This window comes from Kitasatospora sp. NPDC088742 (assembly GCF_055584905.1).
The window spans coordinates 436,785-454,747 of the sequence record NZ_JBVJLD010000002.1; the positions used below are offsets into that span (position 1 = coordinate 436,785).

The 17,963-nt window shown below is 72.2% G+C and carries 23 protein-coding genes; 12 read left to right on the plus strand and 11 right to left on the minus strand.

Annotated features, from left to right (window positions below; translation table 11 throughout):
• Positions 1-33 precede the first annotated feature (33 nt).
• Positions 34-1,107: an ABC transporter ATP-binding protein gene (locus tag ACZ6ZR_RS04120; protein ID WP_465639135.1), complete on the plus strand. Its 1,074-nt coding sequence runs from the start codon at positions 34-36 to the stop codon at positions 1,105-1,107.
• Here ACZ6ZR_RS04120 and ACZ6ZR_RS04125 read toward each other — a convergent pair whose 3' ends face one another.
• The 3 genes from ACZ6ZR_RS04125 to ACZ6ZR_RS04135 all read right to left on the minus strand — a co-directional run bounded on the left by ACZ6ZR_RS04125 (position 1,108) and on the right by ACZ6ZR_RS04135 (position 4,145).
• Positions 1,108-2,208, minus strand: coding sequence for a hypothetical protein (locus ACZ6ZR_RS04125; protein ID WP_465639136.1), 1,101 nt, complete (start codon positions 2,206-2,208; stop codon positions 1,108-1,110). It abuts the gene before it with no gap.
• Positions 2,209-2,274: 66 nt separating this feature from the next.
• Positions 2,275-2,934, minus strand: coding sequence for a response regulator (locus ACZ6ZR_RS04130; protein ID WP_465639138.1), 660 nt, complete (start codon positions 2,932-2,934; stop codon positions 2,275-2,277).
• Positions 2,931-4,145 (minus strand): sensor histidine kinase, encoded by a 1,215-nt coding sequence (locus ACZ6ZR_RS04135; protein ID WP_465639139.1) that lies wholly within the window; start codon positions 4,143-4,145, stop codon positions 2,931-2,933. Before ACZ6ZR_RS04135 ends, ACZ6ZR_RS04130 begins: the two co-directional genes overlap by 4 nt.
• Positions 4,146-4,278: 133 nt before the next feature.
• Here ACZ6ZR_RS04135 and ACZ6ZR_RS04140 point away from each other — a divergent pair, with 133 nt between their 5' ends.
• The 3 genes from ACZ6ZR_RS04140 to ACZ6ZR_RS04150 all read left to right on the plus strand — a co-directional run bounded on the left by ACZ6ZR_RS04140 (position 4,279) and on the right by ACZ6ZR_RS04150 (position 6,540).
• Entirely contained in the window at positions 4,279-5,187 is a 909-nt protein-coding gene (locus tag ACZ6ZR_RS04140) for an ABC transporter ATP-binding protein (protein ID WP_465639203.1), read from the plus strand.
• Positions 5,184-5,921 carry a hypothetical protein gene (locus ACZ6ZR_RS04145; RefSeq protein ID WP_465639140.1) on the plus strand — a complete coding sequence of 246 codons (738 nt, stop codon included), beginning with the start codon at positions 5,184-5,186 and terminating at the stop codon, positions 5,919-5,921. The genes ACZ6ZR_RS04140 and ACZ6ZR_RS04145 overlap by 4 nt, the downstream gene beginning before the upstream one ends.
• 169 nt (positions 5,922-6,090) lie before the next feature.
• Positions 6,091-6,540 (plus strand): hypothetical protein, encoded by a 450-nt coding sequence (locus ACZ6ZR_RS04150; protein ID WP_465639142.1) that lies wholly within the window; start codon positions 6,091-6,093, stop codon positions 6,538-6,540.
• A gap of 222 nt (positions 6,541-6,762) precedes the next feature.
• On the opposite strand, the gene ACZ6ZR_RS04155 is transcribed toward ACZ6ZR_RS04150, so the two are convergent.
• Positions 6,763-7,485, minus strand: a complete 723-nt coding sequence (locus ACZ6ZR_RS04155; protein ID WP_465639143.1) for an HNH endonuclease family protein — start codon at positions 7,483-7,485, stop codon at positions 6,763-6,765.
• A gap of 533 nt (positions 7,486-8,018) precedes the next feature.
• Positions 8,019-8,384 (minus strand): roadblock/LC7 domain-containing protein, encoded by a 366-nt coding sequence (locus tag ACZ6ZR_RS04160; protein WP_465639145.1) that lies wholly within the window; start codon positions 8,382-8,384, stop codon positions 8,019-8,021.
• A gap of 216 nt (positions 8,385-8,600) precedes the next feature.
• Here ACZ6ZR_RS04160 and ACZ6ZR_RS04165 point away from each other — a divergent pair, with 216 nt between their 5' ends.
• From ACZ6ZR_RS04165 to ACZ6ZR_RS04190, 6 genes are all read left to right on the plus strand, one after another.
• Positions 8,601-8,795 (plus strand): hypothetical protein, encoded by a 195-nt coding sequence (locus ACZ6ZR_RS04165; protein WP_465639146.1) that lies wholly within the window; start codon positions 8,601-8,603, stop codon positions 8,793-8,795.
• Between the two features lie 5 nt (positions 8,796-8,800).
• On the plus strand, positions 8,801-9,148 hold the full coding sequence (locus ACZ6ZR_RS04170) for an ArsR/SmtB family transcription factor (protein ID WP_465639147.1): 348 nt from the start codon (positions 8,801-8,803) through the stop codon (positions 9,146-9,148).
• 80 nt (positions 9,149-9,228) lie between these two features.
• The gene (locus ACZ6ZR_RS04175) at positions 9,229-10,848 is read left to right on the plus strand and encodes a SulP family inorganic anion transporter (RefSeq protein WP_465639205.1); all 1,620 of its coding nucleotides are present in this window, start codon (positions 9,229-9,231) and stop codon (positions 10,846-10,848) included.
• Positions 10,849-10,939: 91 nt separating this feature from the next.
• A complete protein-coding gene (locus ACZ6ZR_RS04180; protein WP_465639149.1) occupies positions 10,940-11,359 on the plus strand; it encodes an ATP-binding protein in 420 nt (139 codons plus the stop codon).
• A gap of 11 nt (positions 11,360-11,370) precedes the next feature.
• The gene (locus ACZ6ZR_RS04185; protein ID WP_465639151.1) at positions 11,371-11,550 is read left to right on the plus strand and encodes a hypothetical protein; all 180 of its coding nucleotides are present in this window, start codon (positions 11,371-11,373) and stop codon (positions 11,548-11,550) included.
• Positions 11,547-11,678 carry a DUF6126 family protein gene (locus ACZ6ZR_RS04190; protein ID WP_465639153.1) on the plus strand — a complete coding sequence of 44 codons (132 nt, stop codon included), beginning with the start codon at positions 11,547-11,549 and terminating at the stop codon, positions 11,676-11,678. Before ACZ6ZR_RS04185 ends, ACZ6ZR_RS04190 begins: the two co-directional genes overlap by 4 nt.
• Positions 11,679-11,712: 34 nt before the next feature.
• Here the strand turns inward: ACZ6ZR_RS04190 and ACZ6ZR_RS04195 are convergent, their stop codons facing one another.
• From ACZ6ZR_RS04195 to ACZ6ZR_RS04210, 4 genes are all read right to left on the minus strand, one after another.
• Complete coding sequence (locus tag ACZ6ZR_RS04195; protein ID WP_465639155.1) at positions 11,713-12,333, minus strand: GNAT family N-acetyltransferase; 621 nt, start codon at positions 12,331-12,333, stop codon at positions 11,713-11,715.
• A 148-nt stretch (positions 12,334-12,481) separates the two neighbouring features.
• Positions 12,482-13,678 carry a malic enzyme-like protein gene (locus tag ACZ6ZR_RS04200; protein ID WP_465639157.1) on the minus strand — a complete coding sequence of 399 codons (1,197 nt, stop codon included), beginning with the start codon at positions 13,676-13,678 and terminating at the stop codon, positions 12,482-12,484.
• A gap of 28 nt (positions 13,679-13,706) precedes the next feature.
• Positions 13,707-13,913 (minus strand): hypothetical protein, encoded by a 207-nt coding sequence (locus tag ACZ6ZR_RS04205; protein WP_465639159.1) that lies wholly within the window; start codon positions 13,911-13,913, stop codon positions 13,707-13,709.
• 746 nt (positions 13,914-14,659) lie between these two features.
• Positions 14,660-14,962 (minus strand): NIPSNAP family protein, encoded by a 303-nt coding sequence (locus tag ACZ6ZR_RS04210; protein WP_465639160.1) that lies wholly within the window; start codon positions 14,960-14,962, stop codon positions 14,660-14,662.
• 487 nt (positions 14,963-15,449) lie between these two features.
• Between ACZ6ZR_RS04210 and ACZ6ZR_RS04215 the strand changes: the two genes are divergently transcribed.
• Entirely contained in the window at positions 15,450-15,827 is a 378-nt protein-coding gene (locus ACZ6ZR_RS04215; protein ID WP_465639206.1) for an STAS domain-containing protein, read from the plus strand.
• A 253-nt stretch (positions 15,828-16,080) separates the two neighbouring features.
• Positions 16,081-16,440 (plus strand): zinc ribbon domain-containing protein YjdM, encoded by a 360-nt coding sequence (locus tag ACZ6ZR_RS04220; RefSeq protein ID WP_465639162.1) that lies wholly within the window; start codon positions 16,081-16,083, stop codon positions 16,438-16,440.
• 39 nt (positions 16,441-16,479) lie between these two features.
• On the opposite strand, the gene ACZ6ZR_RS04225 is transcribed toward ACZ6ZR_RS04220, so the two are convergent.
• The gene (locus tag ACZ6ZR_RS04225) at positions 16,480-17,187 is read right to left on the minus strand and encodes a carbonic anhydrase (RefSeq protein ID WP_465639164.1); all 708 of its coding nucleotides are present in this window, start codon (positions 17,185-17,187) and stop codon (positions 16,480-16,482) included.
• A 50-nt stretch (positions 17,188-17,237) separates the two neighbouring features.
• Positions 17,238-17,657, minus strand: coding sequence for a hypothetical protein (locus tag ACZ6ZR_RS04230; protein ID WP_465639165.1), 420 nt, complete (start codon positions 17,655-17,657; stop codon positions 17,238-17,240).
• Positions 17,658-17,963: the final 306 nt, after the last annotated feature.

The following is a 17,963-nucleotide window of genomic DNA, read 5'->3' on the forward strand; positions in this document are numbered from 1 at the left end:
AGCGGGGCGCAGTCGATTCCCCAGAGGTTGCCCATGTCGCTTGATGCCCGTCTCATCGTCGAGCGCAGCGCCCAGGCGGGCCGGGCCGGGTTCCGGCTGGACCTCGAACTCGCCGCCGCCCCCGGGGAGGTGGTCGCGCTGCTGGGCCCCAACGGCGCCGGGAAGTCCACCGCGCTGCGCGCCCTCGCGGGGCTGCTGCCGCTGACGGGTGGTCACCTGGAGCTGGACGGCGGCCCGCTGGAGGTGCCGGCCAAGGGCATCCACACGCCCGCCGAGTCCCGCCCCGTCGGTGTCGTCTTCCAGGACTACCTGCTCTTCCCCCACCTCTCCGCCCTCGACAACGTCGCCTTCGGGCTCCGCTGCCAGGGCATGAACCGCCGCGCCTCCCGCGAGGCCGCCCTCCCCTGGCTGGAGCGGATGGGCCTGGCCGAGCACGCCCAGGCCCGCCCCGGCGGGCTCTCCGGCGGACAGGCCCAGCGCGTCGCGCTCGCCCGCGCGCTCGCCGTACGCCCCCGGTTGCTCCTGCTGGACGAGCCGCTCGCCGCCCTGGACGCCCGGACCCGGCTGGACGTCCGGGCCCAACTCCGGCGCCACCTAGCCGAGTTCGAGGCGGTGGCCGTACTGGTCACCCACGATCCGCTGGACGCGATGGTGCTGGCCGACCGGCTCGTGGTGGTGGAGGAGGGGCGCGAGGTGCAGTCCGGCCCGCCGGCCGAGATCGCCCGGCACCCCCGGACCGACTACATCGCCCGCCTGGTAGGCCTCAACCTCTACCAGGGGGAGGCCTCCGGACACACCGTCACCCTTCCCGGCGGCGGCCCCTCCCTCACCACCAGCGAGGAGCTCACCGGGCCGGCCTTCGTCGCCTTCCCGCCCGCCGCCGTGGAACTGCACCGCTCCCGGCCGGACTCCAGCGCCCGCAACGTCTGGCAGCTGGAGGTCACCGGCCTCGACCTGCACGGCGACCAGGTCCGGGTGGACCTGGCCGGGCCGCTCGAACTGGCCGCCGACCTCACCCCGGCGGCCGCCGCCGAACTCGACCTGGCGCCGGGCACCGCGGTCTGGGCCACCGTCAAGGCGGCCCAGACCCACGCCTACCCGGCCTGATCAGCGCCGCCGCAGCCGCCGACCCGCCACCACCAGCCCGGCACCCACCAGCCCGAGCACCGCGGCACCCAGCACCGGGCGCTGCCACCCGCCCGCACCCGTCTCCGGCAGGCTCCCGTCACCACCGTCGATCGGTGGCACGGGCACCGGCGGGGCGCTGCTCCGCGTCGGGCCGGGTGTCGGCGTCACCGACTGGCTGGGCGTGGGGGCGGGACTCGGCGTGGGTGTCGGCGTGAGCGTTGGTGTCGGCGTCGGCGTAGGCGTGGGCGTAGGTGTGGGAGTCGGCGTAGGCGTAGGCGTAGGTGTGGGCGTAGGTGTGGGAGTCGGCGTAGGCGTAGGCGTGGTGTTGTCCTTGCAGCGCGCGTGCACTTCGCCCAGCCGCAGCGTACTGATGTCCCCCTGGTACACCTGGGCACCGGTCGTGTCGTTGAGCACCCCGCTGACCGCGATGTCCAACCACGCCGACGCGTCGTACTGCCGGCTCTGCGTGGGCGGGTCCTGATGCGGCGTCACCACCACCGTCAGCGTGCTGGCCCCGATGTTCGGTTCGTTGAAGTCCGCGCCGGTGACCGCGAGCTGCGTGGTACCGACGCCGACCCGCTGTCCCAGCACCGTGATCTGCGCCGCGTCCGTCCGGTTGTACGCCAGCGCGTATGGGCCGATCGGCGGCGGCACGCACTCCGCGTAGGAGTCGATCGCCGCCACCCCGCTCCCACCCGGGGCCGCCCGGATGCTCACCAGCGGCCTGGTGTTGTGGATCATCTCCAGATCGGTCAGCTGGGCCTGGCCGTAGATCTTGCTCTCGGCCGCGTCGGTCCGGCTGACCTGGGTGGCGATGGTGAGTTTGGTGAGCACCCCGTCCGGGTCGCTGAAGTCCCCGTTGTCGGCGTCACCGAAGGCCACGCTGTCCGCCGTGCCGTAGATGCCGCTGAACGCGGTCATCCCGATCGGGTCCACCTTCTGGTTGGTGAGCTTCACCAGCTCCGAGGTGGAGAGCGCGCTCGGGTCGACCGCCCTCGGGCCCACCGCCATCGAGGGCACCATCGCCAACGCCCCGAGCGCCACCGCCGTACAACCCGCCACCGCGACCCGTCGTGTCATGAATTCAGACATACCACCCCAAAATCCACATGATGACGACGGCGCGCGCAGCCAGGCGCCCGCGCACTACCTCGGCACGAACCCCGACTCGTACGCCACGATCACCGCCTGCGTCCGGTCCCGCGCGCCGAGCTTCGCGAGCACGCTGCTGACGTGCGTCTTGACGGTCTGCACGCCGAGGAAGAGCCGCTCCGCGATCTCCCCGTTCGACAGCCCCTGCGCCACCAGCCGCAGCACCTCCGCCTCACGCTCCGTCAGCCCGGCCCGGTCCAGCGCCTCCCGGGCCGGACGGTTGGCCCGCTCCCCCGCCAGCCGGCGGATCGCGGCCGGGAAGAGCAGCGACTCCCCCGCCGCCACCAGCCGCACCGCGTGCGCGATCTCGGCCGGCCGCGAACGCTTGAGCAGGAAGCCGTCGGCGCCGGCCCGCAGCGCCTCGTAGACGTAGTCGTCGTTCTCGAAGGTGGTGACCACCAGGATCTTCGGGGCCGCCGCACCGCCCACCGCACCGCCCGCCGCCAGGATCGCCCGGGTCGCGCTCAGCCCGTCCACCTCCGGCATCCGGACGTCCATCAGCACCACCTGCGGCCGCAGGGTGCGGGCCAGCACCATCGCCTCCGCACCGTCCGCCGCCTCGCCGATCACCCGGAGGTCGCCCTGGGCCTCCAGCACGGCCCGCAGCCCGGCCCGGACCAGCTCCTCGTCGTCCACCAGCAGGATGTCGATCATGCCGACAACCGTAGCGGCAGCCGCACCGAGAGCACCCACTCCTCCCCCTCCCAGCCGGCCACGGCCTCCCCGCCCAGCAGGGTGGCCCGCTCCCGGATGCCGCGCAGGCCCTTGCCCCCGCCCCGCCGCGAACCGCCCTCCGCCGAGCGCCCGTTGGTGCTGCGGATGAGCAAGTCCCCGTCCTCGGTGGCGAGTCGGAGGGTGATCGGCTGCCCGGGGGCGTACTTGAGGGCGTTGGTGACGGCCTCCTGGACGATCCGGTACGACTCCCGGGAGAGCACTCCCGGGAGCGCTCCGGGCGCCACCGCGACCACCGCCACCACCGGGCTGCCGGCCGCCCGGGCGGTGTCGAGCAGCCCGGCCACCTGCTCCACCCCCGGCTGCTCCACCGCCGAGCCGTCCGCGCTGTCCCGCAGCAGCACCAGGGTGCGCTCCAGGTCGTCCATCGCCCGGCGGCCGGTCTCCTCGATCACCTCCAGCGCCTTCGCCACGAAGGTCGGGTCGGCCACCTCCCGCGCCGCGCCCGCCTGGAGCACCGTGACGGTGAGCGCGTGCCCGATCGAGTCGTGCAACTCCCTTGCCAGCCTGTTCCGTTCGAGCAGACGCTCGGCCCGCTGCTCCACCTCGGCCAGCCGCTCCGCCGGGGAAGGCCCCAACAACCGGACCGCCATGGCCAGTTGCACCCGACCGGCCAGCGAGACGAACCAGGTCAGCGCCACCAGCGCCAACGCGACGCACGGCAGGTAGACCAACGGCGTTACGGCCTCCGGCAGTTGGAGACCAAACGGCTCCGGGTGCCGGCCCGTCACCACGTACGAGACGGTCGAGACCGACCCGGCCACCCCGAACAGCGAGACGTAGCCCACCGGCACGCCGAGGGCGACCCGGCCCAGCAGCCAGGCGGCCGTCCGCCGCCGGTCGGTCCAGCCCACCGAGGAGGTGGCACCGATCTCCTCCTCCCGCTCCGGCACCAGCAGCAGCCGCGCCTGCACCCCCTCGGCCCGCCGGACCGCCGGGATCTGCGCGATCAGCACCAGCAGCACCGACACCAGCGCCGCCCACCTGGCGAGCAGTTCGGCCAACCCGACCCCGGGTTCGACGCCCGGGTACACCATCAGCACCACCCCCGCGAAGACCATGCCCACCACCAGGTGGAGCCAGCGGGCGTAGGTGACCGGCGAGAGCAGCGGGGCGAAGATCCTCTTGAGCACCCGCCCATCGTGCCAGCCCCGTTGCCACCCCCGGCTCCCTCCCGAGAGGGAGGCCGTCCCCTCCCCGGCGGGATCCCCCCGCACCCCCGCCCCGGCTGGAATGGAGCACATCGACAACGCCGAGGAGGCGAACGTGATCCAGGTCCAGGGCCTGAGCAAGACCTACGGACGGACCCGAGCCGTGGACGACCTCTCCTTCGAGGTCCGCCCCGGCTCGGTGACCGGCTTCCTCGGCCCGAACGGCGCCGGCAAGACCACCACCATGCGGATGGTCCTCGGCCTGGACCGCCCGACCGCCGGCCGGGCCCTGGTCGACGGCCGCCCGTACACCGAACTGACCGACCCGCTCCGCACCTTGGGCGCCCTACTGGACGCCAACGCGGTGCACGGCGGCCGCACCGCCCGGGGCCATCTGCTCTGCCTGGCCCGCAGCAACGGCCTCCCCGACCGGCGGGTGGCCGAGGTGCTGGAACAGGTCGGTCTGGACGGGGCGGCCGGGCGCCGGGTCCGCGGCTTCTCGCTCGGCATGCGCCAGCGGCTCGGCGTCGCGGCGGCGCTGCTCGGCGACCCGCCGGCGCTGCTGCTGGACGAGCCGGTCAACGGCCTGGACCCCGAAGGCATCCGGTGGATCCGCACCCTGCTGCGCGCCCTGGCCGCCGAGGGCCGCTCGGTGCTGGTCTCCTCACACCTGATGACGGAGATGGCCCTGACGGCGGATCACCTGGTGGTCATCGGCCGGGGCCGCCTGCTGGCCGACTCCACCCTGGACGCCTTCATCGCCGAGCACGGCCGCCCCCGGCTGCGGGTGCGCGCCGTCGACCCGGAGAAGCTGGCCCGGCTGATGGCCGAGACCTCCCTCTCCGCCACCCCGGCCGGGGACGGCGCCTGGGAGGTCGACGGGGTGAGCGGCGAGGAGTTCGCCCGGTACGCCGCCGCGCACGGCGTCGTCCTGTACGAGATCGCGAGCCAACAGGACTCGCTGGAGGAGGCCTTCATGCGGATGACCGCGGACAGCGTCGAGTACCGGGCGGTGGCGGCATGACCACCCACGCCCTCGTGCTGCGCTCCGAGTGGACCAAGCTCACCACCCTGATCTCCCAGTGGTCCGCCCCGATCGTCTCCGTCGTCCTCAGCGTCGGCATCACCTTCCTGGTGAACGTGAACTACGCCTCCGACAGCTCGCTCACCGAGGACAAGAGCATCGGCATCTTCTACGGCTTCAACTTCGGCCAGGTCCCGCTGGCCTGCCTCGGCATCCTGCTGATCGGCCAGGAGTTCAACTCCGGCAGCATCCGCGCCTCGCTCACCGCCGTCCCGAGGCGCGGCCGCCTCTACGCCGCCAAGGCCCTGCTCGGCGCCGGCCTCGGCCTGCTGGCCGGACTGCTCACCACCGGCGGCTCCATGCTCGTGGTCGCCAACACCACCGGCCTCGACCTCTCCGCCCCCGGCATGCTCCGCACCGCCGTGGCCGGGGTCCTCTACTGCCCGATGCTGGTGCTGATCTGTTTCGCCGTCACCGCCTGCTTCCGCAACCTCAGCGCCGCCCTCGGCCTGCTCACCCCGCTGGTCTTCTTCGGCACCACCGCCCTGGCCGCCATCCCGGGCGTCCGGGTCGTCGCCCAGTACCTCCCGGACCGGGCCGGCCAGTACGCCTGGAAGCAACTGTCCGACCCGCACGTCGCCTTCGGCCACTGGACCGGCCTGCTCCTGATGGCCGTCTGGACGGTCGCCCTGCTCTGGCTCGGCCACCGCTCGCTGACCCGCAAGGACGTGTAGCGGCCGTCCGGGTGTCCGGGTGTCCGGGTCCGTCCGGGGTGGTCCGAGCCTGCTGCCGGCCGCCCCGGCCCGGTGGCAGCATCTCCCCTCGGCGGCGCCCCGGGCCATCGGGGGCGGGCCGTCCAAGCTACGGCCGGCGGGGTGCCGCCGGCCCAGGGAGGGGTACCCCATGAGGAAGACCAGTCGCCGGGCCAAGGCGGGACTCGCCGTCGCCCTCGCGGTCGGCGCACTGCTGCCGCTGACCGCCTCCGGCACCGCCAGCGCCGCCACCAGCGGCGGCTGCCGCGGCTACACGCCCTACGGCGCCTACCCGAGCGGTGTCCAGCTCAACCCGTGCAACATCGTCTACAACGGCTCGGACGCGTACGGCTACGTCAACAGCCCGCAGACCGACATCCGGATCTACCTCCAGGTCGGCTGGAAGCCCGCGTGGCAGGCCGGTGAGCCCACCCAGTTCAGCAACGCGGTCGACGTCGGCGTGGTCGGCCCGGGCACCGGCTACTACCGGGGGGACATCTACTCGGGCGGCGTTCCGGGCTACTGCTACTACACCCGCATGTGGTACAAGAACGGCTCCTACACCTCGGGTTGGTCCGAGTCCCCCGCCACCTGCTTCTAGCGACCGAAGGCCGGATGGTCCGCGACCACGGTGCAGGAACCGGGGGCGATCTCGGTGAGTGCAGGAACCCGGATCAAGTCTCTCCTGGACACCATGGCAGCCTTCGGGCATCGACGGATGGGCCGACCGTACCGTACTCGCCGATGTGATCGCCGAGAATTCGGCGGCAGCTGGCGCTGCCCCGACCCGCCACGCTGCTGCTGCTGCTCCCGAACGAGCTCTTCAGATCCCGAACGCGGTTCGCCATGCGTCGAGTGCCGGTACGGTCCGCTGGCCGACGACCTTGGGAGCCAGGCCCGGGTCAAGGCGGGTCATGGCGTGGACAACGTCGATGAAGGGCGAGTCCTGCAACGCCTGAGCCAACTCGTCAGCTTCGGGGTCGTCATCCTCGACCAGGTTATGCCAGTCCCGCATGTTCGAGCAGGCCCTCCGGAAGGCAGCTTGGCGTCCTCTCACGAGGTCATGGCGGTTGAGGCCGAAAACGCTGATGGTGGCCTCGCCCTTGGGGGATCCGTCGACCGCCGTGTACTCGCCGCTGCCCAGGAGTAGCTCCAGATGGTCAGCGGGGTCTTCCGCCGTGGGGTCGGCCAGCAGACAGGCTCCAGTCGCCGCATCCACCGGATACTGCTCCCGTTTCTCGTTGCTGTTGCACCAGGAGCAGGCGAGCAGGTGGTTCAGCCACACGAAGGCCCGGTGCGGCGCGTTGTCGAGCGGCCGGAAGTGGTCGATGTCCGTGGCCCTGCTGTCGTCGCAGCACATGCAGCGCGCCGCGCCACGGGCCATGCGTTCCAGCGCGGTGCGTACGTGGCCCTTGGGCGCCTTGGCCCTGGTCCAATGTTCGCGTGCGGCTGCCGTTGTGCCGCCGGCCGTCTCGACGCTGGCCGTCCACGTGGCGAGCAGCCTCTGTGCCCGTGTGGGGAGTTCGACACGTTGGAGGGGGATCATCGGTACTGTTCCAGCCGTGCCGACACCTCGGCAACCCGGGCACGGCACTAGTCAGTAGGTCGGTCAGCTGACGGTACTCCTCGTCCTCTTCAGGGGTAGTGGTCTGCGCATACACCTTGCGCTCCAGAGCCACCAGGCGCCGACGCTCGCGCTCGGCACGGCTGGAGAACAGGGTTTCCAGGCCGAACAGCTCCGAAATCACCGCGTCATCACCAGTGCCGTAGACGACCCGGCGATAGAGGTCCTCCTGGACGACCTCTGGGGCGTGGTGCTCGTCGATGCCTGGCAGGCGGATCAGGGCGCCTTCGTCGGCAGCCTGGCAGATGTACGTCCGGGGAGCACCAAGATTGATCCTCACGCGACGGCCACCGCCCCCGTGCCACCTGCCGACCGGGCCATGGTCCAGGCTGTTTGCCGTCGACTTCCACGACGATTCGTACGGCCCCGGGGAGGAGGAGCAGGAAGTCCATGCGCTCACGGCCGAGGACACTGTCCTTGCCTCCCCCCTCTGACACGCCTTCACCGTGTCGGGGTCAGAGCGCCAGGGCGTCCTCGATCAGGCGTAGCCGGTGGCGGGCCATTGCGAGATTGGCGCGGGCGCGGTCGAGCACCAGGTAGAGGGTCAACGCACCGTTGGAGTGGGTGAGCGGGCGGATCAGGTGGTACTGGCGGGTGAGGGTGGTCAGGACGTCCTCGACCCGCTCGTCGCCGAGGCCGGTCAGGTCCGCGGTGCGGCGGGTGGCGCGGACCAGGTCGGTGCTGGCGGCCGCCGCGAGTTCCAGGTCCCGGACGGCTCCCATCGTGCCCAGGGCCATGCCACTGTCGACGTCGACGACGGCCGCGCCCAGGGCACCGTCGATGGTCATCGCGTCCTTGAGTGCGCTCTCGATGTCTGACATCCGCCCCTCCGTATCGGTTGCTGACATCCGGAGGTTAGGCGGGCGGCAGGCCCCTGGCGATGAGACGGCCGGTGTTGATCGGGATCGACCCGGCGTGACCGCATGATGGTCTGCAATGATCGCGAGTTGAAGAATTCTTCACATCCATAGATGATGGTTCCTGCATTCGGAGTGACAGCAGGCTCGGCCCACCCGGCCGGGGCACGGGAGGGATGAATGGTGAGCGACGTGTTCGACCAGGAGCTGCGGGAGCAGCTCGCCGAGGCCCGCCGTGAGCTGGCTGCGGCTCGGGCGGTCGGTGACGACGACGGGGTGCAGGCGTACGCGGGGCGGATCACGCAGTTGCTGCGGATCGCCGCTCACCACGGCATCGTCCTCGACCACGGGGCGGACGAAGAGGAAGAGGACTGAACGACATGGCTGTCCCGCTGTACCAGGCGAAGGCGGAGTTCTTCCGCACCCTCGGGCACCCGGCCCGGATCCGGGTCCTGGAGCTGCTGCAGGACGGGCCGCTGCCGGTACGTGAACTGCTGGCGGCGCTGGAGATCGAGGCGTCCAGCCTCTCCCAGCAGCTGGCGGTGCTGCGCCGCAGCAACCTGGTGACCGCCACCCGCGAGGGCAACACGGTGGTCTACGAGCTGAGCACTCCCGACGTGGCCGATCTCCTGCGGGCGGCGCGGCGCATCCTCACCACGATGATCACCGACCAGGGCGAACTGCTCGCCCAGCTGCGCGAGTCCGACCTGCCGGAGAAGTCGGCGTGAGTACGGCCCGGAAGCCGGTGGCGGGTCGGGTCGGGGCCCGGGTGCGGGCGGTGCTGCCGGACCGTCAGGGGCTGGCGTCGATGGGGCGTTCTCCGCGCAAGGACCTGTTGGCCGGGCTGACGGTGGCGATCGTGGCGCTGCCCCTCGCGCTCGGCTTCGGGGTCGCCTCCGGCGCGGGCGCCGAGGCGGGGCTGGCCACCGCTGTGATCGCCGGCGCGCTGGCGGCGGTGTTCGGCGGGTCCAACTTCCAGGTCTCCGGGCCCACCGGGGCGATGACCGTGGTGCTGGTGCCGATCGTCCACGAGTTCGGTGTCTCCGGGGTGCTGACGGTGGGTCTGCTCTCCGGTGTGCTGCTGATCGCCCTCGCGCTCGGTGGGGCGGGGCGGTTCATGGCCTACGTACCGGCTCCGGTGGTGGAAGGTTTCACCTTGGGCATCGCCGGGGTGATCGGCCTCCAACAGGTCCCCGCCGCCCTCGGGGCGAAGCCGGGCGAGGCCGAGAACGTGGTGGTCGCCGCCTGGCAGGCCGTGGCCGACTTCGCGCACCACCCCGACCTCGCCGCTGCGGGGCTGGCCGCCGGGGTGGCGCTGGTCATGCTGCTCGGCGCGCGCCTGCGCCCGGGCGTTCCGTTCTCTCTCCTCGCCGTCATCGCCGCGACCCTGGTCGCGAGCCTCGCGCACCTGGACGTGGCGACCATCGGCCACCTGCCGGCCGGGCTCCCCGCGCCCTCCCTCGGTTTCCTCGACCTCGGCGCGGTGCCGCACCTGGCGACGGCCGCGCTCGCGGTCGCGGCGCTGGCCGCGCTGGAGTCGCTGATGTCCGCCACCGCGGCCGACGCGATGAGCGTCTCCGAGCGCCACGACAGCGACCGCGAACTCTTCGGCCAGGGCCTGGCCAACCTCGTCGTCCCGCTGTTCGGTGGGGTCGCCGCCACCGGCGCCATCGCCCGCACCGCCGTCAACGTCCGCTCCGGCGCCGCCTCCCGGCTCGCCGCCCTGGTGCACGCCGTGGTGCTCGCCGTGGTGGTCTTCGCCGCCGCACCGCTGGTGTCCGGGATCCCGCTGGCCGCCTTGGCCGGGGTCCTGATCGCCACCGCCGTCCGGATGGTCGAGGTCGCCTCGCTGCGCGCGCTCGCCCGCGCCGGACGGGGTGAGGCCGCGATCCTGGCCCTCACCGCCGGTGTCACCCTGGCCTTCGACCTGGTCACCGCCGTCGTCGTCGGTCTGCTGGTGGCCGGGGTGCTGGCGCTGCGTCAGGTCGCCCGCACCGCCGCCCTCGCGCAGGAGCCGCTGCACACCGGCCCGCCGCCGGGCGGCCACCGCCGGCAGGAGCAGGCGCTGCTGGCCGAGCACATCGCCGCCTACCGGATCGACGGCCCGCTGTTCTTCGCCGCCGCCCACCGCTTCCTGCTCGAACTCGCCGAGACCACCCACCTGAAGGCGATCGTGCTGCGGATGTCCCACGTCACCGCCATCGACTCCACCGGCGCCCTCGTCCTGGCCGACGTGATCACCAAACTCCGCCGGCGCGGCGTCCTGGTCCTGGTCTCCGGCGTACAGGACGAGCACCGACGCACCCTGGACGCACTCGGGGTCCTCGACACGCTGGAAGCGGAGGGTCTGGTCTTCAAGAGCACCCCCGACGCCATCATCCGCGCCGAGCAGCTCACCACAGATCCCCGTCCGAAGGCCGCACACTGATGCCCCGCCGGCCACGCACGTGCCCGGAGGCGTGATGGCGATCCGCTGGTGGGGCCGTACGCACGGGCCCGGACCACAAGGCTCCGGCGAGGTGCCGGCAACCCGCGACGCCGGTGCGCGGCGGACGTACGAGGCCGAGCTCGCCAACACCCCGCCCGCCGTCGCCCTGACCCGCCGCACCACCCACACCTGCCTCACCGCCTGGGGTATCCCCGCCCGGGCAGCGGTCCTGGACGCCGCACTGCTGGTGGTCACCGAACTGGTCGTCAACTGCCTGCGCCACGCCGCCGACCGCTCCCCGCAGATCCGCCTCACCCTCGGCCTCGGCGCCGGATGGCTGGAGATCGCCGTGACCGACGACCACCCGCACCAGCCGGCCACAGCCAAAGCAGGAGGCCTGCGCGTGATCACCGACCTCGCCCGCGACTTCGGCGGCCACCTGGCCGTCACCCCTTCCCCATGGGGCCCGGGTAAGACCGTCCGGGTCCTACTGCCTGTACCGAACCGATAGGAGCCCCCCGGTTGCGATTCGAGATCACCCCCTACGACGACCACGGCACGCCCACCGCGTCGACTGTCCTCGACCTGCCTGCACTGAAAGAACGCCTCGCCCGGGCCCTCGTCAGCGGCGAACGCCTCCACATCAAGCCCCGGCCCCGCGCCGCGGCCCCCGTCACCCGTGAGAAGGAGCCGAGGCTGTGAGCGAAACCGTCCGTGACGAGAAGGCCAGGCGCAAGCAGATGTGGGTCCGCGCCTGCGTTTACATCGCCGGCACCCACCTGTTCGCCGGCTTTGTCATCCTGCTCTTCGCCCTCGGCAACCGCCACTGACCCGACCCCCGCACCATTGCCGGATGCCATGCCGTCACGGCACCCGCACGCCGGGGAATCCCCGGTGCTGTCGCCACTGCGAGGCGAGGATCGCCATGTCGTGGTCGTCGACCCACACCTCGCCGTAGCGCAGTGCCTCGCGTCGGGTGCCCTCCAGGACGAAGCCGACCTTCGCGTACGCGCGGCGGCCGCGCGGATTGTGGTCGAACACGGTCAGCGAGATCCGGTTCAGCCCGAGTCGCTCGAAGCCGTAACCCACGATCAGCCGCACCGCCTCGGTACCCAGCCCGCGATCACGGCCGGCCCCGGTGAGGGCGATCCGGAAGCCGCAGCTGCGGTTGGCCGGGCTCCACTCGTTCAGCACCACCTCACCGACACAGCCCCCGCCCGCCCGGTCGACGACGGCCAGGTCCAGCCGGTCCGTCTGCTGCGCCCGGCTGCCGTACCACTCGCGCATCCGGTGCTCGTCCTGCTCGCTCCACGGCGGCGCGGACGTCGTCCCGGGGTCGCCGTCCGTGTAACGCCCGACCTCGGGATCGGTGAGCAAGTCGCGTATCGCCGCCGCGTCCTGTGCCAGGTCGAACGGGCGCAGCAGCACCAACTCGCCGGTCAGCGTGGGTTTGACGGAGAAGTCGGTGGGCTGCTGATCATCCATGCCGCGAGTCTGGGCGCGGCCCGGCTGCCTCGGCAAACAGGTTTCGCCAGGACCGGGGCCGGGGGCGCACCGGAGCACAGATGGGCCGGGCCGAGGACGGTACGTACGTCCATGTTCGCGGTGTCGGACGCGAGTGGCCAGGCTCGAATCAGGAGGTGTTCTGGCCGGTCAGGGCGGCGGCCAAGGCCTGGGTCAGACCTGGGTGGTCCAGCCGTGGCAGGACGTGTCCGGCCGGGGCGAGGCCGGCCAGCGCACGGGCGGCGGTGAGCAGGTCGGTGACGGTGGGCCGGTGGTCACGGGCGGTGGTGAGCAGGGCCGGGAGCGCGTGCAGGGGGTGGGGGCGGTGCGCGGCAAGGTGCAGCGGGGGCGGTTCCTGCGGGTGGGCGCGCAGCACTGTGGTGTCACCCGCATTCAGGGGCAGTCCGGTGAGGTCGACGATGAGGTCGGCCGCGTCGGTGGCCTCGGTGATCGGGCGGTGCCCGTCGTGGAGGAAGAGTTCGCCGACCCCTGCGGTGTTCAGCAGGCCCACCAGAGCGCGGTTGTGGTGGGCTCCGGTCACCACGACGGTGGCGTCCTCGATGCGGATGCGCCTGCGTTCGAAAGTGGTGAACACCGCGGCCAGGGTCGAGACGGAGTGCGCGTGTCCGGTCGTGTCGATGGCCGCGGTCCGGCCGCCTTCCAGAGCGGTGAGCACGGCGTCGGCGTGGACGGGATGGGTGTGCATCAGGCAGACGGCGGTGAAGCCCGGCGCGATCGCGGTCACCGCCACCGCGAACGCCTTCGGGGTGTCGGCGGCCAGCGGCAGCGGGTGGACGTCCAGACCGGTGGCCCGGCGCAGGTGCACGGCGGCCGACTCCAGCGCGGGCAGCACGGTCTCCGCCGGCAGCGGGCCCAGCCGGTGGACGGCCGAGGCGTTGGAGACCAGCGCGATGCGGCGGCGCCGACCGGTGCAGGCGTCCACCCGGCCGGGGTCGAGCAGCAGATGATTGATGACCCGCAGGTCCGCGTCGACGTCCAGCAGTGCCAGGTCGCGGGCCGAGGCCGCCGGAACGCACAGCCGCTGGGTGACCTTGCCGGAGGCGGCGGCGGTCATGGCGGGGTCACCGAGGTGAACCAGGTCGGCGCCCATGCGGTCCCGCAGCAGGGCGCGCAGCCGCTCCTGGGTGTCGGGGCCGTCAGTGTCGACCGTGACGCAGCACAGCCCGGTGTCGGGATCGGGATCCCCGACCGTCAGCACCAGACGGCCCTCGACCGCATCCGCCGCCTTGAACAGCGCGCGGGCGGCCGACGGCGGCACGTGCACCTGCAGGGCGTAGGCCGGGCGCAGCAGCCCGAACCAGGTCACCGTTCACACCGCGCGGGCCGCCGCAGGTTCACGGGCTCTCCTCGCCGGCCGCCTGCTCTGCGGTGGGTGGGGTGAGGTCGAGTCCTTGTGCGCGGGCGAGCCGTTCCAGCTCCTCCAGCTCCACCGAGCACAGGGCGAGCGTCCAGGCGTCCTGCTCCCGGGCGGCCTCGCTCCGGGCACGGCGGATGCGCTCGGCCCGCTCGCGCACCGTCCACTCGAAGTCCTCGTCCGCCACCGGCTCCTTAAGTTTCTTGTTGTGCTGCAGGCTGCGGACGGGGGTCAGGCCTTCTCCACGAAGGCGGTCGTGAAGACCAGGCCCTTCACCTCCAGGTTCTTGGTCAGGGTCACGCAGTCGCTCTCCGCCAGCGTTGCCGTTGCTGTCCTTCGTCACGACATCGCTCATCCTGCGTCCTCCTGAATCGCGCCCGGTGCTGGGCGCGGGCAGGGCCGTGCTTCTCGAAAAGCCGCCCCGGGTCGGTGTTCCGGGGCGGCCCTCGCGGCGGCCCTCGTGCGGGGATGCAAAAGGACTGCGCACGCAAGACTTTACCAGTTGCTAACATTGGCAACTGCGAGGGATGGAGGGAGGCGCAGGTGCGTGTTTCACCGGAAGCCGTCAGGCGGTGCCGATCGCTCCGCGCCCGCCCGGGAACGTGCGGTCGTCCCGGGCATGTGTGAGGTGCCAGTGCCCCGGCCCACCGGGCACCTGGGCCTCCCTTCGTTCTCCGTCCAACGGGGAACCCCTCGCGCTCACCGCCGCCCTGACGGTGTGGCGACCATGGGGAAAGGGCGGCGGTGAGCATGCAGCGGGACTTCGGACCGTAGAACCGGTCGTGCCGGGCGGCCGGTCACGAGAGCAGCTTGCGTGCACCGTCCTCGACTCCGCGGGCAATCTCGACGACCGACGGGACCTGACCCCCGGCAGGGACAACGGCGAGGCGGCCGAGGCACCGCGCACGTCGCAGCGGCCACACGGCGGGCGAACTACTCCGAGGCGTCGAGAACGATCGAATGGCAGCTCTCGATCCGGGACACGATGGCCTCGCGCGGACCGTGCCGCCAAGCGTCACTGCTGTAGAACGCATCCTCCTGTGCACGATGCTCCTCCAGCGAGGCGAACGTGCGAATCAGGTACGCCTCCTCGTGCCCATCCTCGGCGACCAGGGACATCCCGCAGTCCACCACCCGGATGCCGGCCTTCTCCAGCAACGGCACGGACTCCTGCCTCATCACGCGAACGAACTCGCCGCCCGTACCCGGCTTCAGCCGGTACGTACGTATCTCCACAATCACAGCCATCCTCCTGTGGTCCCGAGGTGACCCGGGGGCGGTCCTGGCACCTGCTGGTGGCCGCCGAGACACCTCAGCGACCGACCTTCACCTCGCCCGCGGCAGTGTCAGCTGAACCTGCACGGTGAGGCCGGCCCCTCTGGCGCGGCATGCGCGTTCGACGCCTTCGAGGTCGACGGCATACAGGGCCGCGAGCCGGGCGTCCCGCTGTTCGACGGCCCCGGCCTCGGGTCCGGTGCGGCAATACCTGAGGACCTTAACAGTTGCTAATATTGGCAACTACGAGGGATGGAAGGGAGATGGGGATGCGTTCCCTGATGCGCAGTGGCCGGGCGCCTGCGGCGTGCCCGGGCTTCGGCACCTGGTGCCCGGACTCCCCGCCCGGCGGCCCCAGCCGCCGCCGGCATCCGGGACATCCCCGCCTCCCCCGCGCCCGATGCCGCGTCGGGCTCCCGGAGTACGGCCTGGAACGGCGGCGGTGACCATGCAGTGGCACGACGAGCAGCAGGACGGCACCAGCGTCATGCGTCTGTCCGGCTTCCTCGGCGAACGCGCGGTCCATCGCTTCCACGGGGCGTTCGAGTGGGTCTGCGCCCGCTCGGCAGGTCCTGTCGTCCTGGACCTTTCCGCCCTGCGCGGACTGAACGCACAGGGCGAGGAGGCGATCATTTTCGCGGCCTCGACCCTGCCGGCCGGGCGCGGACCGCTCGTCGTGTGCGGCCTGCGCGAGCGGCAAGGACCACGGCTGACCGCCGCCGCGGCGACGGGGCTGCTGAACCTGCGCCCCGACGTGCAGACCGCGCCGGCAGCGGCAGGGCTCGCCGATCCGCGCGGGGCCGATCCCGACGGAGGGCGCTGTTGATCCCCGGACTGCACCGCACCAAAGGCGGCGCACCACATCTGGGCGCCACCGCGCCGGGCCAGAGGGGCCCCTTCGGCGTCCGGCTCCACGAGGGTGAGCGCGAGAGCGGACAGGGCAGCGAACCGCACGTGGCCACGGCTGCGGATGCAAGCGCCGGGCGTTGACCGCGCCGCAGGCCGCGCCTGTCCGGGCCCGTGGCCTTCACCGGCAGGGGTGGTACAAGATGCCCGAGTAAGTCATATATTGTGCCGCTATGAGTGAGAACCTGCCTGCCTGTCCTAAGTGCTCCAGCGAGTACACCTACGAGATGAACGCGCTCATGGTCTGCCCCGAGTGCGGCAACGAGTGGGTCCGGGCCGAGCACGGCACCGAGGACAGCGGCGCGGCCGGCGAGCGCGTGGTCAAGGACGCGGTCGGCAACGTGCTCAGTGACGGCGACACCGTGACCGTCGTCAAGACCCTCAAGGTCAAGGGCAGCCCCTCCGGGATCAAGGCGGGCACCAAGGTGCGCAACATCCGCCTGGTCGACGGTGTCGACGGCCACGACATCGACTGCAAGGTCGACGGCTTCGGCCCCATGCAGCTCAAGTCCAGCGTGGTCAAGAAGGCCTGACGCCACGTCAACCGCCATGCCAGGGCCGCGGAGCCCGGGTCAGTCCGTGAAGGTGACCTCGCCGGTGTCCAGCCGGTAGTGCGCGCCGACCACCCACAGCACCCCGGCCTCCACCAGCGGACGCAGCAGAGGGTCGCAGCGCAGCGCTGCGACCGTCTGGCGGGTCTGGGCACGGATGGTCGCCTCCACCAGCAGCTCCGGCGGGCCTGCGAGCAGGCGGGCCTCCTCGTAGGGGCGGCGCAGGTCGTGCGCGATGTCGGCGAGGTGGCCGGGCAGCCGCTTGCCGTCGCGCAGGCACTCCACGGCGGCGGTCACCGCCCCGCAGCGCTGGTGCCCCAGGACCACCAGCAGCGGGGTGGCCAGTTCGGCGGGCCCGTACTCCAGACTTCCGGCCACCAGCGGGTCATGGGTGTGCGCCGCCGTACGCACCACCATCAGGTCGCCCAGGCCCTGGTCGAAGACCAGCTCCGGCGGGACACGGGAGTCGATGCAGGAGAACACCACCGCGAACGGCTCCTGGTGCCCGGCCAGTTCCACCCGTCGCGCCGCGCGGGCATCGGGATGCGTGGCCCGGTCGGCGACCCACTTGCGGTTGCCCGCCCTCAGTCGCAGCAGGGCCAGTTCGGGCGTGCAGGCCCCAGGGGTCCCGTACGCCGCACAGACGGGCTGGGGCGCTGCCGCAGGTGCCGCGAGGGCAACGACCGCCAGCACGCCCGCGCGCAGCATGATCCGCCGATCCGCCACCATCCACCTCGACCTCCCCGGTACGCAACCCGCACGGAAGTGGGGCGCCACGCTCAGCGCCGCTCGCGGGTGAGGTGGTACGCGGTCAGCTGCTCGATCCGCAGGTGCAGCAGGTGCTCGTTGTCCTCGTCCGGCCAGGCCCGCATCGGCACCCGGTAGCGGGCCTGCTCCTCGGTCCCGGTGACCCGACGCACCGCCCCCGTCTCCAGCACCAGCCAGCCGGTGTGTTCCTCCGGGTCGATCCGCTGCGCCTGGTAGGTCAGGCGCAGCGGATAGGCGGCGGCCGGACCTGGCGGCAGGTGCACCCGCAGGTACAGGTGCTCGCCCTCCACCAGATGGTTCACCACCATCAGATCGTGCGTGCCGGATGCGGGCCCGGCGTTGACGAGCAGTCCGGAGCCCAGGCCTGCCAGGAGCGCGAGGGCCTGGGCGAGGGGTAGCGCGAACAGCGACGGGACGTGGTCGTCGTCCATCGGTCACCTCTGAGGAGCCGGTCGGGCGCACCCGCACCCGGCGACGACGGCCGAGCGGGTGCGGCCCGGAGGCCCGGCCCCGGTACGGGGGGACAGGGCCGGGCCTCCGGAAGCGACACTAGGGAGCCGCCGGACGCCGACTTTAGCAGTTGCGCACATTGGCAACTATGCCTGCCGGGCGGGCGAGTCGACCCGGGATCCGACCGCAAGCCCCGCGACGCCCACGCAGGTGGGCCATGGAGCCGGGCACCCTCTCGCCCCCGAGCGCCCCGGGCGCGCGGGAACTTCAGAGCCATCCGGCCGGGG

Excerpts from the sequence above, each read along its gene's own strand:
- ACZ6ZR_RS04120 (WP_465639135.1), top strand. The coding sequence starts at position 34 with ATGTCGCTTGATGCCCGTCTCATCGTCGAGCGCAGCGCCCAGGCGGGC.
- ACZ6ZR_RS04125 (WP_465639136.1), bottom strand. The coding sequence starts at position 2,208 with ATGACACGACGGGTCGCGGTGGCGGGTTGTACGGCGGTGGCGCTCGGG.
- ACZ6ZR_RS04130 (WP_465639138.1), bottom strand. The coding sequence starts at position 2,934 with ATGATCGACATCCTGCTGGTGGACGACGAGGAGCTGGTCCGGGCCGGG.
- ACZ6ZR_RS04145 (WP_465639140.1), top strand. The coding sequence starts at position 5,184 with ATGACCACCCACGCCCTCGTGCTGCGCTCCGAGTGGACCAAGCTCACC.
- ACZ6ZR_RS04150 (WP_465639142.1), top strand. The coding sequence starts at position 6,091 with ATGAGGAAGACCAGTCGCCGGGCCAAGGCGGGACTCGCCGTCGCCCTC.
- ACZ6ZR_RS04155 (WP_465639143.1), bottom strand. The coding sequence starts at position 7,485 with ATGATCCCCCTCCAACGTGTCGAACTCCCCACACGGGCACAGAGGCTG.
- ACZ6ZR_RS04160 (WP_465639145.1), bottom strand. The coding sequence starts at position 8,384 with ATGTCAGACATCGAGAGCGCACTCAAGGACGCGATGACCATCGACGGT.
- ACZ6ZR_RS04165 (WP_465639146.1), top strand. The coding sequence starts at position 8,601 with ATGGTGAGCGACGTGTTCGACCAGGAGCTGCGGGAGCAGCTCGCCGAG.
- ACZ6ZR_RS04170 (WP_465639147.1), top strand. The coding sequence starts at position 8,801 with ATGGCTGTCCCGCTGTACCAGGCGAAGGCGGAGTTCTTCCGCACCCTC.
- ACZ6ZR_RS04175 (WP_465639205.1), top strand. The coding sequence starts at position 9,229 with ATGGGGCGTTCTCCGCGCAAGGACCTGTTGGCCGGGCTGACGGTGGCG.
- ACZ6ZR_RS04195 (WP_465639155.1), bottom strand. The coding sequence starts at position 12,333 with ATGGATGATCAGCAGCCCACCGACTTCTCCGTCAAACCCACGCTGACC.
- ACZ6ZR_RS04215 (WP_465639206.1), top strand. The coding sequence starts at position 15,450 with ATGCAGTGGCACGACGAGCAGCAGGACGGCACCAGCGTCATGCGTCTG.
- ACZ6ZR_RS04220 (WP_465639162.1), top strand. The coding sequence starts at position 16,081 with ATGAGTGAGAACCTGCCTGCCTGTCCTAAGTGCTCCAGCGAGTACACC.
- ACZ6ZR_RS04225 (WP_465639164.1), bottom strand. The coding sequence starts at position 17,187 with ATGGTGGCGGATCGGCGGATCATGCTGCGCGCGGGCGTGCTGGCGGTC.
- ACZ6ZR_RS04230 (WP_465639165.1), bottom strand. The coding sequence starts at position 17,657 with ATGGACGACGACCACGTCCCGTCGCTGTTCGCGCTACCCCTCGCCCAG.